Source organism: Nocardia rhamnosiphila NBRC 108938 (assembly GCF_000720425.1).
Taxonomy (GTDB): Bacteria; Actinomycetota; Actinomycetes; order Mycobacteriales; family Mycobacteriaceae; genus Nocardia; species Nocardia rhamnosiphila.
Genome location: NZ_JOAJ01000005.1, coordinates 350782 through 365892, shown reverse-complemented (window position 1 = coordinate 365892; position 15111 = coordinate 350782). Strand labels below are relative to the sequence as shown.

The following is a 15111-nucleotide window of genomic DNA, read 5'->3' as shown; positions in this document are numbered from 1 at the left end:
CTCCTCGTGTCATGCGTTCGATCCGGAGCGCGCGCTCTCGGCCACCAGGTCGGCGAGGTCGGCGATGTGGTCGTTCAGGTAGAAGTGGCCGCCGTCGAACACCGTCACCTCGACCTCACCGCTGTGCTGCCGCCAGCCGTTGAGGTCGGCGATGCCGACGATCGGATCGCGGTCCCCGCCGATCGCGTGGATCCGGGTGGCGATCTTGATCCCGGGGTCGCACCGGTAGGCGTCGGAAGCCCGGTGATCGGCCTTGATGGCGGGTAGCGCCATCCGCATCAGTTCGCGGCTGGCGAGCACATCGGAGCCGGTGCCCTCGAGCTTGGCGAGATGGTCGAGCAGTTCGTCGTCGTCGGTCGGGGCGGGTGTGCGGTGCTCGCCGCGGCAGGGCGCGACCGCGGCCGAGATCACGGCCTGGTTCACCGGCATCCCGGCCGCCTCGGCGAGCTGCACGAACTCGAAGGACACCAGCGAGCCCATACTGTGCCCGAAGGTGACGAACGGCAGCCCACGGTGTATCGCCGACGCCCGGAATTCGGCGAAGGCGCCGGCCGCGATATCGGCCAGCGAGGTGAGCGCCGGTTCGTTCGCCCGATCCTGGCGGCCCGGGTATTGGAAGACGAAAACATCGAAATCCGCGCTGAACGCCTTGGACAGCGCCCGGTAGGCCGAGGCCCCCGATCCCGCGTGCGGGAAGATCAGCAACGGAAGCGGATCGGCCGCTCTGGATCTGTGGAATTTCCGGATCCACCCTGGACTCTGCATACGATCACTCCGCTCTGGTTCGGTGTCGAGGCGGCCGGCGAAATACGGTGCCCGGCGCGGCTGCTCGGATCGGCCCGGCGCGTCCAGCGACTTCCGCCGGGCGCAACCTCGGGACCGGTTGGTGTTCGAGGTCGAGAAATTTCACGGATCTCCCGCCGCTTCACCGGACGGGTCCACCGCCGCCGCCAGTGCCGCGACGGCCCGCGACCACAACTCGGTCATCCGGTCGATCTCGGCAGCGGTGAAGATCCCCTCGCTGAAACCCCATCGGGTCATCAGCTGTGGGCCCTGGGCGGTGCTCTCTACAGTGGCGACCAGGCTCGTGGCCGACCGCACCGGCAGATCCGGTTCGGTGTCCACGGGCAGGGCCTGCGCCAGGTCCGGATCGGTGATCATCGACCAGGCGCGGTCGCGATGCCCGCCGAGGTCCATCCGGCCGAGATAATTGAGCTCTATCTGTGGATACGCGGCGTCCAGCAGTTTGGGCACACCGGCGACATCGCGCAGCAGACCGAAATCCAAGCCCTGTTCGGGGATTCGGCGCATATGCGCGCTCACCGCATCCAACAGCGCCCGCGCGGCGGCCGGTTCCGACTCGGCCCGATCGACCTCCACGGCATGCTCGCCCGTACCGAGGCGGACCGGGAAGACACTGGTGAACCAGCCCACCGTGGCGGAGGTGTCACAGTCGGCGGCGATATCCGGCCGCCCGTGACTCTCCAGCGCCACCAGCGCGCCGGCCCGGTGATCCTGGCCGCGTTCGCGCCGCCAGGACGCCAGCGTCGTGGTCAGCGCCGCCAACAGCAGGTCCCGGACGCCGTCCTGCCCGGCGACGGACCGCAGGATCCGCGCGGTCGTCGCCGGTGCGGTCGGTACGCCGGTGAACCGGAGGGACGCCCACGTATCGCTCTGCCGCAGGGCACGACCACCCAGTAGCGGATCAGGAGCCTGCACCTGAGCCACCCAGTAGTCCCGTTGCGCCAGCACCTCCGGTTGCCGGGCGCGCTGCCACAGCAACCGCGACCATCGCCGGTAGGAGGTGCTCTCCGCGGCAACCCGCGGCGCGGCGCCGGCCGCGACCTGAGCCCACGCATGTTCCAGATCGGCGAGCAGAATATGCCAGGACACCACGTCGACAGCCAGGTGGTGGGCGGTCAGCAACAGCAGATCGCCGCGCGGCGTACCGCGGAAACGTACCGCGCGCACCAGCTGCGCGCGGTACGGATCGAGTTCGTCGATCGCCGTGCGGGCCGCGGTCCCGATCGCGTCGGTGAACCCGGATCCGACCGAACCGAGGTCGAGATCGCGCAGTACCTCCGCCGCCGAAACGGCCCCAGGCTCCCGGGTGACGACCCGCGGGCCGTCCGGGGTCTCGGCCAGCACCGCACGCAGCATGTCGTGCCCGTCCAGCACGGCCTGCAGCACCGACTCCAGTTCGGTACGCGCCATCCCCTCGGGCAGGGTGAGCAGCACACCCTGCGCGAGCCGCCGGAAGTGCGGTTGCGCGTACATCCACGACACGATCGGCAACGGCGGTACCGGTCCGTAGTCGGGACCGTCCGATTCCGCCGCCACCGCCGCACCCGCGTCGATGGCGGCGGCCAGATCGCGAATCGTCGGCGCCGTGACCACCATGCGCGGGGTCACCGGCAGTCCGTGCCGCCGGGCCCGGTTGACCAGCGAGATCGCGACAATGCTGTCCATGCCGAGCGCGAAGAAGTCGTCCTCGACACCCGGCGCGGCACCGTCGAACACCTCGGCGAGTACCGCGCTCAGTGTGTGTTCGGTCGCCGTGGCCGGTGCCGCCGCCCCACGCTCCCCATGCCGCGTGCTCAACTCTTCGGCCAGGCCGGACAGCGCCCGGACGTCGAGTTTTCCATTGGCGTTGACCGGCAGTTCCGGTAGTGCCACCAGCCGTCCGGGCACCATATAGGCGGGCAGCACCCCGGCCAGCGCGGCACGCATCCGCGCCGGATCCACCGGCGCACCTGCCTCTGGCACCACGAAACCCACCAGTCCGGCGCTCTCACCACGGCGCTGCACGATCGCCGCGGCGGCCGAGATCCCGGCCAGATTCCGCAGCGCGGTCTCCACCTCACCGATCTCGACCCGATAGCCGCGGATCTTCACCTGGTCGTCGGCGCGCCCGAGATATTCCAGGCCGCCCTCGGGCCGGTACCGCACCAGATCGCCGGTGCGGTACATCCGTTCGCCGGGGTGCACCGGATCGGCGACGAAACGGCCGGCCGTGGCCGCGGCCCGCCCCACATAGCCACGCGCCACCTGCGGCCCGGCCAGGTACAGCTCCCCCACTACCCCGGCCGGCACCGGACGCAACCGCGAATCCAGGACGTAGGCCGACATTCCGGCGGTCGGCAGGCCGATGGTGGCCGTCGCCGGATCGCCGGGCGCGGTCACGTCCGCGACCACCGCTTCCACCGTTGTCTCGGTCGGGCCGTAGCAGTTGTGTACCGCGATATCGGGTAGCGCGCGCAACCGGGACCACAGCTGCCCGTCGATGGCTTCGCCGCCGAGCGCCAGCACGGTGAGCTGCTCTCCGGGCAACCCGGTGGCCTCCAGCTGCCGGAACATCGACGGCGTCGTATCGATCATGTCGATCCCGAACCGCGTCAGCCCCGACACCAGACCCGCGGCGTCGCGCATGGTCTCCTCGCCGAACACCTGCACGCGGTGCCCGTCGAGCAGCCCGATCATCGGCTGCCAGGAGGCGTCGAAACTCAGCGACCACGCGTGCGCGATCCGTAGCGGCCGCCCGAGCCGGCGCACCGCGGGCCGGTACACCCGGGCCCGGTGGTCGGCGAAATAGCTCACCAGCGCCCGGTGGGTGTTGGCCACTCCCTTCGGCTCCCCGGTCGAACCGGAGGTGAAGATGATGTAGGCGCAGTGACCGGGCCGGCGGCGCACCGGTGGCGCACCCGCCGGGTGGCGCGCGATACGGCCGGCGACCGCCGGGTCGTCGAGGTCGAGTGCCGGCGGGCCGGCCGGGTCGGCCGTGAATCCCGCCGCGGTCAGCAGTAGTCGCGGCCGGGACTGTCGCAGAATGGATTCGATCCGTGCCGGCGGCAGCGTGATGTCGACCGGGACATAGGCGGCGCCGGCCGCGAATACCGCGAGGACGGCCACGATCGAGCGCGCGCCGCGCGGAAGGCACAGCGCCACCGCGTCTTCCGGCCCGACTCCCGCGGCGACGAGTTCCCGGGCCAGCCGGGTCGCCTCGTCGTGCACCTGCCGGTAGGTGAACCGCGCCGTGTCGTCGGCGAGCGCCGCCGCGTCCGGGGTGGCCGCGACCTGGCGTTCGAACAGCTCGAATACCGTGGCCGCGGCGTCGGTATCCGGCAGTTCCGGTGTCGCGACGCCGCGCAGCAATTCGGCCGCGACCGTAGCGGAGTGGACCTCTACCGCACCGGTCGGGCTATCGGCGGCGCCGGGCAGCCGGCGCAGCACGGTGAGCATCATCGACCCGATATCGCCGGGCCGGTAGGGCAGCGCGCCGGGTACGGCCTCCACCGCGACCAGCAATTCGTCCGCGTAGACGTGGGCGACCACCGTCAACGGATAGTGCGTGAGATTCTTCGACAGCACGGGTTCGAAGTGGACGCCGCTGTCGCCGGTATCACCGACCGCGTCCAGCGGCGCGTTCTGGAAGACGAACATCGTGTCGAACAACGCGCTGTGCCCGGCGGCGAGCTGCACCGACGACAGGCTCAGATAACCGATCTCGCGCATCGTGCTGGACTCACGCTGCAGGCGCAGGCAACTCGCGGTCACGGTTTCGGACGGATCCAGGCGGAACGCGACCGGGACGGTGTTGATGAACAGGCCGATCATCCGGTCCACGCCCGAGATCTGGTCGGGGCGCCCGGTCACCACGGTGCCGTACACGGTGTCGGCGCGGTCGGTGAGCCGGGACAGCACCACCGTCCAGGCGAACTGGACCGCGGTGTTCAGGGTGAGCCCGCGCTCGCGCGCCCAGTTCCGCAGTGTCCGCGTCTCCTCCACGGTCAGCCCGACCCGGGTGACCTCGGGCGGTGCCGCCTCGGCGGGCCCGCCCAGGCCGGGCGCGGCTCCGCCTTCGGCGACCATGAGGGGGCCGCTCACCGGCTCCAGATAGCGCACCCACTGCTGTCGTGCCTCGTCGGTATCGCGCCCGGCCAGCCAGCCGATGTAATCCCGGTAGGGCCGTACCGGCGGCAGTACCTCCGGCGCGCCGCCGGCCGCGTACAGCACACGCAACTCGGCGAAGAACAGGCCGAGCGACCAGCCGTCCAGCAGGATGTGGTGCGCGGTGATGATCAGCCGGCGGCGTTGCGCGCCGTCCGGGGCCGGGGGCAGGGTCACCAGTGCCGCGCGCAGCGCCGGGCCCTTCCGCAGATCGAACGGCCGCCGGGTCTCCGCCTCGGTGACCGCGTCCACCTCGTCGTCGGTCGCCGTGAGCTCGGTCCACGGCAGGTCGACCGCGGTCGGAATGATCTGCACGGGTTTCGGCAGGTCCTCGTCCCAGAACACCGCCCGCAGATTCGGATGCCGGACGAGCAGTGCCGCCAGACTCCCGCGCAGCACCCCGGTATCGAGCGGTCCGGTGATATCGACCGCGAACGGGATGGTGTACACATCGTGTCCCGCGGCGGTCAGCTGCGCCAGGGTGAACAGCCCCTCCTGTAGCGGGCTCAGCGCCAGGACGTCCTCGATCTCGGCGTTCACTGCCACATCCTCCGCATCACCAGCAGTCCTTCGTCTTCGTCGGTGAGGATCCGGGCCGCCTCGATCGGGCGGTCGGGATGGTCGGCGATATCGCGGAGGGTGTTGCGGAAGGCGGTTTCCACAATCCGCGCGTCATCGGCTTCGAAGGCGTCCTCGGCGTAGAAGATGATGGCCTGCACCTGATCGCTGAGCAGCAGCGAATTCGCCGGGAAGATCATGAGCAGCAGCGCGTTGTCGGTGGCGCCACCCGCGTCGAAGGACACCAGTTCCAGCCCCGCGTCACCGAGCAGACCCGCCAGCTCCCGGCGGCGCGCCGGATAGGACTCCAGCACGAACATGCTGTCGAAGAGTTTGCGCGTCCCGGTCGCCCGGAGGGCGGCGGTCAGCGGGTACTGGTGGTGTTCCATGAGTTCCACCCGCCGCGATCGGGTGTCGGCGAGATGCTCGCGCCAGGTGCGTTCCCGGCGTAGCGGCACCACGGCGGGAACGATATTGGCGAAACAGCCGATGGCCTCGTGCACACCGTCGAGATCGGCCGGGCGGCCCGATACCGACTCCCCGAATACCGGGGTCTCGGCCCCGGTCACATACCGCAGCGTGTTGGCCCAGGCCAGCTGGCACACCACCCCGAAGGTGGTCCCGAGCTCGGCCGCCAGCGCGGTGAGCCGCCGCACCAGTTCGTCCTCGATCGCGAATTCGCACGCGACGGGTGGCGCCGAACCGCCCGGAGCCCGCCCGGGCGCGGCCAGACACGGTTCGACACCATCCAGCACCGGGCCCCACGCCGACTCGGCGGCCGGCGCGCCGCGACGGACCGAGTCCAGGAAACGCGCGAAAGTCGCCGGATCGGCGATCGGCTCGGCGCCGGGTACCGCGAACTCGGCGAATATCTCCTGGGTCAGCAGCTGCCCGGACCACCCGTCCAGCAGTAGGTGGTGCATGGTCAGCACGATCATGTGGCGGGATTCGGGCAACCGCGCCACCGTGACCCGGAACATCGGACCCCGGTCGAGGTCGAACTGTTCGGCCTGATCGGTCCGGAACAACTCCGCCAGCCGCGCGGCCGGGTCCGGGTCCGCCGCGAAATCCAGTTCGCGCACCGGGATGCCGACGTGCGGGGCCACGATGCCGTACGGGGTCCCCGCATGGGACACCGACACCGTGATCCGCAGATTCGGGTAGCGGTTGAGCACCGTGTCGTAGGCCGCGGCCAGTCGATCGATATCGAGTTCACCGCGGACACCGATCAGCGTCTGCACGTTGTAGAGGTCGGCGGACCCGGCACTCAGTGCGGTGAAGAACAGACCCGCCTGCATGGGCGCCAGCGGATACACGTCCTCGTAGGGGCCGTAGGTGCCGTGCCAGCGGTCCAGGTCGAGCTGGGTCACTTCGCCGGCGAGTACATCGCCGGGGGTGAGCCGGCGGCCCGGGTTCTCCCGCACCGTCTTCGCCAGGTCACGCAGGGCACCGAGCCAGTGGTCGGCCAGTTCGCGGACCTCGGCCGCGGCGAGCGCCCCCGCCGGGCAGCGCACCGTGGCGCGCAGCACCGGGTCGCCGTCGTCGATCAGCGTCGCCGTGGCGATATCGAGCAGTGCCTCCACCGGCCGGTCCGGTCCGGTGAACTCGCCCGGGAGACCGAACTCCGGCGCGATCCCGCCCACCGCGGCGGCCGAGCCGACGGTGAGGGTGCCGAGATAGCCGAATTTCAGCTGTGGCGCGGGTGCCTGCCGCAGTACCGCGTCGGCGCGGTCGCGCAGCAGGCCGTAACCGATCCCGGCGCCGGGGACCGCGCGCAGCTGTTCCTTCACCGCTTTGACCGCGGTGACCGTATCCGGCTCGCCGCCCCCACCGCCGATATCGAGTATCACCGGGTACTGACTCGCCAGCCGTCCGACAGTCCGCGCCGGATCGGCACCGGGGAAGAGGTTTTCGGCCCGGCCGCGTCCGTCGACGGCGAGCGATACGGTGGCGGCGTCCCGGTCGCGAGCGCGCCGGAACCGGTGCACGGCCACCGCCAGCGCGGCGATCTGGACGGTATCGAAATCGCAGCCGAAGGCCTCGGTCACGGTCTCCGCCAGGAAAACCGTGTCGTCGCGGTCGAGTTCGGTGGTGACCTCCACGGTGGCGTCGGCCGAGTCGAACGCCGCTGTTTCCACCAGCCGGTCCGTGCCCGCGGCAGCGGCCTGCCAGTAGCCGAGCTCACCGGTCACCGCCTCGGTTTCCGCGTACCGGAGCAGGTTCGTGTTCCAGGTCCGCACCGAGGTGCCCGCGGCGGCGCCGAGCGGTTCGCCCGACCACAGCCGGCGCAGATCGTCCTGCACGATCCGCCAGGAGTCCCGGTCGGCCACCAGGTGGTGGATCACCAGCAGTAGTCGTCCGGCCGTCCGGTCCGGGGTACGGACCCAGACCGCCCCCATCACGATCCCGCCCGCGGGATCGAGCGTTGCCGCCGTGGCCCGCGACTGTTCGGCCAGCACCTCCGCGACGCGATCCCACTGCCCGGCGGGTAGTTCGACCTCCCTGACCGCGGGGCGCACGATGCCCTCGTCCGGCCCGGGAACGTAGTAGGCGCGGCGACCGTCCGGACCGGTGCCGATCCGGGCCCGCAGCAGCGGGTGCCGCTCGGCCAGGGTGCCGAGCGCGGCGGTGAGCTGCCGGGCCGTGCTGTCGGCGGGGGTCACCAGCGCCGCCGCCCGGCTGTACCCGGGGCGGGCATCGGACAGTTCGGAGGGGGAAGGGACGAACGGGATCCAGCCGGTGTCCCCCACGTCGGGTAGGGCGGAGGTGGCGGTGAGCGGTGCGGCGGCGGCCGCGATCGCGGCGACGGTGCGTGCCTCGAACAGCGCGCTGGTGGTGATGGCCAGACCGCTCTTCTTCAGCGCCGACACCAACCGGATCGCGCTGATGGAATCCCCGCCCAGCGCGAGGAAATCGTCGTCGGCGGCCAGCACTGTCGCGGCGGGGAGCGCCAGCACGGACCGGACTGCCCCGGCCACCGTGTTTTCGGCGGCATCGCGCAGCGCACGACCCCGCCCGGCGTCGCTGCTCAGGTCGGGCAGCGGCAATGCCTTGCGGTCGAGTTTTCCGTTGGCGGTCAGCGGGAGCCGGTCCAGCCGGACCAGTGCCGCGGGAATCATGTAGTCGGGTAGTCGTTCGGCCAGCCGGGCCCGGAGGAACGTGGCGTTCTCGGCTTCGCCGTCGGTCGCGAGCGTCGAACCGGCCTCGGGTACGTAGTAGCCGGCCAACGCCGTATCCGCGCCGTGGGCCACCGCGATCGCCGCCGCGTCCGCGACCCCGGCCACCCGGCGCAGGACCGAACCGATCTCGCCGAGTTCGATCCGATGCCCGCGAATCTTCACCTGGTCGTCGGCGCGCCCGAGGTATTCCAGGCGGCCGCGGGAGTTCCACCGCGCGATATCGCCGGTGCGATACATCCGTGCCCCGGCCTCGCCCAGGAACGGGCAGGCCACGAAGGTCGCCGCCGTGGTACCGGGGCGACGGTGATAGCCCTGTGCCAGCTGCACTCCCGCGAGGTACAGCTCACCGGTGACCCCCGCGGGCGCCCGCCGCAGCTGCTCGTCCAGCACGAATACCGAGGAGTTGGCCTCCGGCACACCGATGAGCGCGGGACCCTCTTCCGGAGCCCCGGCGAAATCTTCGTGGGTGATGTCCATGGCGGCCTCGGTGGGGCCGTACAGACCCAGTACCGTTCCGCCGAATACGAGGCTCGACTCCGCGACCAGAGCCGGCGGCACCGCCTCACCACCCAGATAGACGAACCGCATCGAGCGCAGACGCGCCGGATCGGGGCCCGAGTCCAGCAGTGCGCGCACCACACTGGGCACCAGCGAGATCTGGGTGATCCGATGCCGGTCGATGATCTCGGTGAGCGCCTCCACATCGGCCTGCCACCAGTCCGGTGGCGGCAGAACTGTCGCCGATCCGGTACACAGGGCGTTGACCAGCTCGAATACCGAGACATCGAACCCGATCGGCGCCTTCTGCAGAATCCGTTCGGCACCGAAACCGAAATGGTCGCGCATCCATTGCACATGGTTGGCGGCGGCGCGGTGACCGACGACGACGCCCTTGGGCCGCCCGGTGGTGCCGGAGGTGTAGAGCAGGTAGGCGGCGTCCAGCGGATGAACCGGGCGGACCGGCTCGGCCGGCAGGCCCCGCGCCCGCTCCAGCGCGCCGACGATCTCGTCGTCGGCCAGGTCTACGACCGGGATTCCGTCGGCCGCGGGCAGCGCGCGCTCGGCACCGGCAGAACGCACCAGCAGCGCCGGCGCCGCGTCGGCGACCAGGAACGCGATCCGGTCGGCCGGATAGCTCGGATCGATCGGCGTGTACACCGCCCCGGCCCGCAACACCGCGGCGAAGATCACCGGAAGCTGTTCACTGCGTTCGGCGAACACACCGACCCGATCCCCGGGCCCGACCCCGCGCTCGGTCAGCAGCCGCGCCAGTGCCGCCACCCGGGTACCGAATTCGGCGTAGGTCAGCTCGAGATCGCCGAACACCACGGCGACCCGGTCCGGATGGTCGGCCGTGGCGGCCCGGATCATGCCGTCGAGGGTGTCGCGCTGGATAGGCACGCGCGGGCCGGACGACCAGGCATCGAGCCTGTCGCGGTCGGTATCGCTGAGCACCAGCAGCCGGTCCAGCGGTGTGTCCGCGTCCGCGTGCGCCAGGGTCCGGTCGAGGTAGTCGTGCAGCCGGTCGACGGTCGCCGCGTCGAAGAGGTCGGTGCGATAGGTGATCTGTACTTCCACCCGGTCGGCGTGCACGAACGCCTCGACCGCCAGCGGCAGCAGCGACGCGCCGTGGTCGGCCAGCCGCCAGGTGGTGGTGACCCCGGGAAGCCGGGGCCCCTGGAACTGCTGCTGGGCCAAGAGCACCAGCACGTCGAACAATTGCGAGCCGATATTGCCGGTGGCACGGTTGACGGCCCGGACGATCGCCTCCTGCGGGAAATGCTTGTGCGCGAAGGCCGCGTTGGTCACCTCGCCAATATGGCGGACCAGGTCGGCGAACGTCTCGGCCGACCCGCCGGTGAGCCGCAGCGGCAGCATATTGATCAGGTTGCCGATCAGCTGTTCGGTCCCGGCTTCCTCACGGTTGGCGACCGCGGTCCCGACCACCATGTCCCGGGAACCGGTGAGCTGTCGCAGTGAGAGATAGCAGGCGGCGAGGAACACCTGCAGCGGGGTGGCCCGCAACCGCTCGCCGACCGAGCGCAGTGTCGCTTCCGCGGCGGGACCCAGCAGCCGGTCCGACCGCATGCCCCGTTCGGTGACCGCACTCGGGTGCCGGTCGTAGGGCAGCGGCAGTTCGGGTAGGTCCCGGTCGAATTGCCCGGCCCAGAATTCGTCCGCGGCGGTGTGGTCGGCGTTCGCGTACCGGTCCTGTTCCCATTCCGCGTAGTCGGCGACCTGCCGGGACAGCGGTTCGGCCCGGATCTCGCCGGTCAGCGCCTCCCGGTAGAACCGCTGCACATCCTGCGACAACGCCGCCAGCGACATTCCGTCCCAGGCGATGTGCTGGATCACCACGGCCACGACCACCGTCTCGGCGTCCAGGCGGACGAAGGCGAGCCGCAGGGACGATTCCGCGGACAGGTCGAATTTCCCGTGCGCGGCGGCGGCGACGAGTTCGTCGACGCGCAGGCACGCGGTCGCGGTATCGATGCCGGTGAGGTCCGCCTCGGTGACCCGGGGCGCGAGCTCGGTATGGATCCGCTGGTAGGGGTTACCGGATTCGTCGACGTGATACGTGGTGCGCAGCACCTCGTGGCGGTGCGCCAGCGCCAGGAAAGCCTGGCGCAGGGCGGCGTCGTGTACCTCGCCGCGGAAGGTCAGGACCTGGCAGACGTTGTAGGCGGTGCTGTCCGGCGCGATCTGCTGATGCGCCCAGACGAACCGCTGACCGAACGAGAGCGGGGCCCGCTGCGGATCCCGCCGGGCCGGCACCTCGGGTGCGGCGTCCAGACCTTCCGCGGCCAGCCGGACCCGCATGAGTTCCGCGAGTTCATCCAGTGTCGGCATCTCAGGCGACCTCCATGTCCTCGGAAGCACCCACCGCGGCGACCTCCAGCAGAATGCGCGCCACCCGCTCCAGCCGGCCGGAGGTGTCGGCGGCGCGCAATGCCGCGCCGATCCCGCGCACCGTGCGCGCCTCCAGCACCACCGTGACCCCGAAATCGGTGACCGCGAGCAGACCACGGATCTTGGCGGTGAGCGTTGTCGCCAGGATCGAATTACCGCCGGCGTCGAAGAAATCGGTTTCCACCCCGAGCCGCGGCAGACCGAGCACCTGCGCCGCGATATAGGCCACCGCCGTCTCGATATCGCCCTCGGGTTCGACGTAGGCGGCACCGCGCCCGGTATCGGCATCGGTGAACAGCGCGCGGATCGCGGCGCGATCGGATTTCCCGTTCGCGGTCAGCGGCATCTCGTCGAGGAGACGGACCGATTCGGGGACCATATGCGCGGGCAGCAGCTCCCGGAGCCGGCCGACCGGGTCGGCGGGCTCCGCACCGGGGGTGGCGACCGCGGCCGCGACCAGTCGCCCCGATTCGGTGACCAGCGCGACGGCCGCGCGGATACCGGGCAGCGCACCCAGCGCTGTTTCCACTTCGCCGAGTTCGACCCGGTAACCACGGATCTTGACCTGATGGTCGGCCCGGCCGAGGAACTCCACGGTGCCGTCGGGCAGGTAGCGGGCCTGGTCGCCGGTGCGGTACCAGCGTGTTCCGTCCAGCTCGACGAAGCGGTCGGCCGTGCGGGCGTGGTCGCCGCGATAGCCGTCGGCCACGCTCACCCCGCCGATCCACAGCTCGCCCGGCACGTGGTCCGGGCAGTCCTCGCCGCGTTCGTTCACCACGCGCAGCGCGACATTCGCCAGCGGCACACCGTAGGGCACGGTGGCCCACCCGGCCGGGAATTCGTCGGTGACCTCGTACACGGTGGAGTGGATGGCGGTTTCGGTGGTACCGCCGAGTCCGGCGAAACGCAGGCCCGGCACCCGGGCCCGCAGCCGATGCCCGAGTTCGGCCGGGACCCGGTCGCCGCCGGTGATCACCAGCCGCACCGCGGCCGAATGAGCGGCGGTGGCGGTATCGGCCAGCATCGCGACCAGTCCGGGCGCGCAGTTCACGACGGTGACCGTGTACTGCTCGATCAGCGCGCTCCAGGCCTGGGCGTCGCGTTCGGTGGCCTCGTCGACACAGACCACGGCACCGCCGAGCGCCAGCGGGGCGAAGATATCGAAAACGGACAGGTCGAATTCGAGCGAGGACAGCGCGATCGTCCGGTCACCGGGACCGAGACCGAAATGCGCGGCGAGGGCGTCCACGGTATTGGCCGCGGCACGGTGCCCGACCTCCACTCCCTTCGGTTCGCCGGTGGAACCGGAAGTGAACAGCACATAGGCGACCGCGGCCGGGTCGCAGTCGCGGGGCCGCGCGAGCGGATCGGCGGACAGGGCCCGATCCAGGGGAAGCTCGGCGACCTCGTCCGGGAAGTCGCCGGCGCCGTCCACCAGCGCCACCCGCACTCCACCGCGCCGCAGGATGCGGTCCCGCCGCACCGCCGGCTGGCCGGTACCGATCGGCAGATAGGTCGCGCCGGCCGCCAGCACACCCAGCACCGCCGGGATCTGCCGCGGCCCCTTGGGCACGACCACCGCGACCGTATCGCCCGCCCGCACCCCGGCGGCATCCAGCGCGCCGGCCACCGCCAGCGCCTGTGCGGCCAGCTGCCCGTAGGTGAGTGTGCCCGACCGCCACCCGAGCGCGAGGCGCCCCGGCTCCCGCGCCGCCTGGTCGAAGAATGATCCGTGCAGGGTCCGCGCGCCGAAATCGGCCGCGGTGTCATTGGCCGCGGCCCGGACCGCCCGCTGCGCCTCCGGCAGCGCGATCGCCAGCGGCGCCGACCAGTCGGCCTCCGGTTCGACCAGGGTCTCGAGGGTCAGCCGGAACTGCTCGAACATCGCGGCCGCGACCCCGTCGGGCAGCGCGTCCCGGCGGATATCCCAGTTCACCAGCAGGCCGCCGCCGACCTCGGCGACCTGCGCGTCCAGATCGACCTGCGGCCCCTGCGACAGGATCCACACCGGTTCCCCGAAAAGCCGGGTGACCCGTTCGGAGAACAGTTCCCCGAGGTCCAGGCCCGAGGTGAAGACCACCGAGGGAGTAACCGGCGCGCCCCGCAGCCGGCCGAGGTCGCGCAGTACGTCCAGGCCCTCGTAGCGGGCATGCGCGGCCCCGGTGTGCAGCGCGCGCTGGAACCGGGCGGCCCGCGCGGCCATGGATTCGGGCCGGGTGGCGTCGACATCCACCAGTACCGAGTTGGTGAAATCGCCTACCACGGAGTCGATCTCGTCGTGCAGGGGTTCCCGTGCGAACAGCGGGACGTTGAGCAGGAACCGCTGCCGGACCGACCAGCGCGCGATCACCTCGGCGAAAACGGTGGCCAGCGCCACCGCCGGGGTGACCCCGTTGCCGTAGGCGTGCCGCTGCCACCGCGCCCTGGTACCGGCGTCGAACCAGTGATGCAGCCGGATGCTGCGGGTCGGATCGGCGCGCTCGGATTCCGGAACCACCGGGAGCGCCGGGATATCCGGCAGTTCGTCCAGGCGCTCGGTCCACCACTGCCGATCGGCACTGTTGTCCGGCGCGGTGCGTCCGGTGTCGGCGAGGTATTCGCGGAAGGTGTAGCCGAGCGGCGCGAGGCTGTCGGCATCGGCTTCGTAGAGATGTGCCAGGTCGTCCAGGATGCGCCGGTAGCTCTGGGCGTCCGCGGCGAGCATGTCCACGTCCAGGTGTAGCCGGTGGCGGCCGCCGGGCAGCAGGGTCAGGGCGATATCGACCACCTGCCCTTTGTCGACATCCATCCGCTGGTGACTCTTGTGCTGACGTAACCGCTCCAGTTCCGCGGCCGGATCGGCGTGACCGGACAGATCGGTCGTGCCGAAAACCGGCGGCGGGGCGGGAAGAACCCGCTGGGTACCGCTGTCGAGGAACTGCGCGCGCAACTGCGGGTGGCGGGCGACCACCCGGGCGACCGCGCGTTCGAGACGATCCGCCTGCACACCGTGACCGTCGAACTCGACGTACAGATGCGCGGCGACTCCGCCGAGCCGCTGGTCACCGCGCCGGCCCATCCAGTAGGCGTGCTGCATGGTCGCCAGCGCGAATTCACCGGCCTGTTCGACGGGTTCGGCAGCGGCCGGCTCCGCGGGTGCCGCGGGTGCGGTGTTCTCGCCCGCCGACAGCAGGCGGGCCCAGGCGGTGATCGTCGGTTCCAGCGCCAGCTGCGAACTCCGGACGTCCAACCCCTGTTTGCGCCAGGTCGCCGACAGTTTCATGAGCTGCATCGAGTGCATGCCCAGGCCGACGAGATCGTCGTCGTAACCCACTGACTCGGGCGGTACGCCGATGGCTGCCGCCACCGCATCGCGTACCTCGGATTTGTCGAGCATCCCACTCCTCAACGACAAGAACTTGCGCAAAGAATATAGGCAAGCCTTGCCTAACAATAGCGGAGATGCCCACTAGTGGGGAACCTCCCGATCAGCACCGGAAATCGGCCCGGAAAGTCCGATTCACCTGCCAAGACACCG

Annotated in this window: 4 protein-coding genes; all 4 read right to left on the bottom strand. The window is 70.8% G+C overall.

All coding sequences use genetic code 11. From position 1 onward, the window contains the following. Positions 1-9: 9 nt before the first annotated feature. A complete protein-coding gene (locus tag IG75_RS0119335; protein WP_030522670.1) occupies positions 10-765 on the bottom strand; it encodes a thioesterase II family protein in 756 nt (251 codons plus the stop codon). A gap of 141 nt (positions 766-906) precedes the next feature. Further along, positions 907-5487, bottom strand: coding sequence for a non-ribosomal peptide synthetase (locus tag IG75_RS0119330; RefSeq protein ID WP_081877009.1), 4581 nt, complete (start codon positions 5485-5487; stop codon positions 907-909). Further along, positions 5484-11534: a non-ribosomal peptide synthetase gene (locus tag IG75_RS0119325; RefSeq protein WP_030522672.1), complete on the bottom strand. Its 6051-nt coding sequence runs from the start codon at positions 11532-11534 to the stop codon at positions 5484-5486. The genes IG75_RS0119330 and IG75_RS0119325 overlap by 4 nt, the downstream gene beginning before the upstream one ends. 1 nt (position 11535) lies before the next feature. Next, on the bottom strand, positions 11536-14970 hold the full coding sequence (locus IG75_RS0119320; protein ID WP_030522673.1) for a non-ribosomal peptide synthetase: 3435 nt from the start codon (positions 14968-14970) through the stop codon (positions 11536-11538). Between the last annotated feature and the right edge of the window lie 141 nt (positions 14971-15111).

Coding starts and splice junctions, on each gene's coding strand:
- IG75_RS0119320 (WP_030522673.1), bottom strand. CDS start 14,970: ATGCTCGACAAATCCGAGGTACGCGATGCGGTGGCGGCAGCCATCGGC.
- IG75_RS0119335 (WP_030522670.1), bottom strand. CDS start 765: ATGCAGAGTCCAGGGTGGATCCGGAAATTCCACAGATCCAGAGCGGCC.
- IG75_RS0119325 (WP_030522672.1), bottom strand. CDS start 11,534: ATGCCGACACTGGATGAACTCGCGGAACTCATGCGGGTCCGGCTGGCC.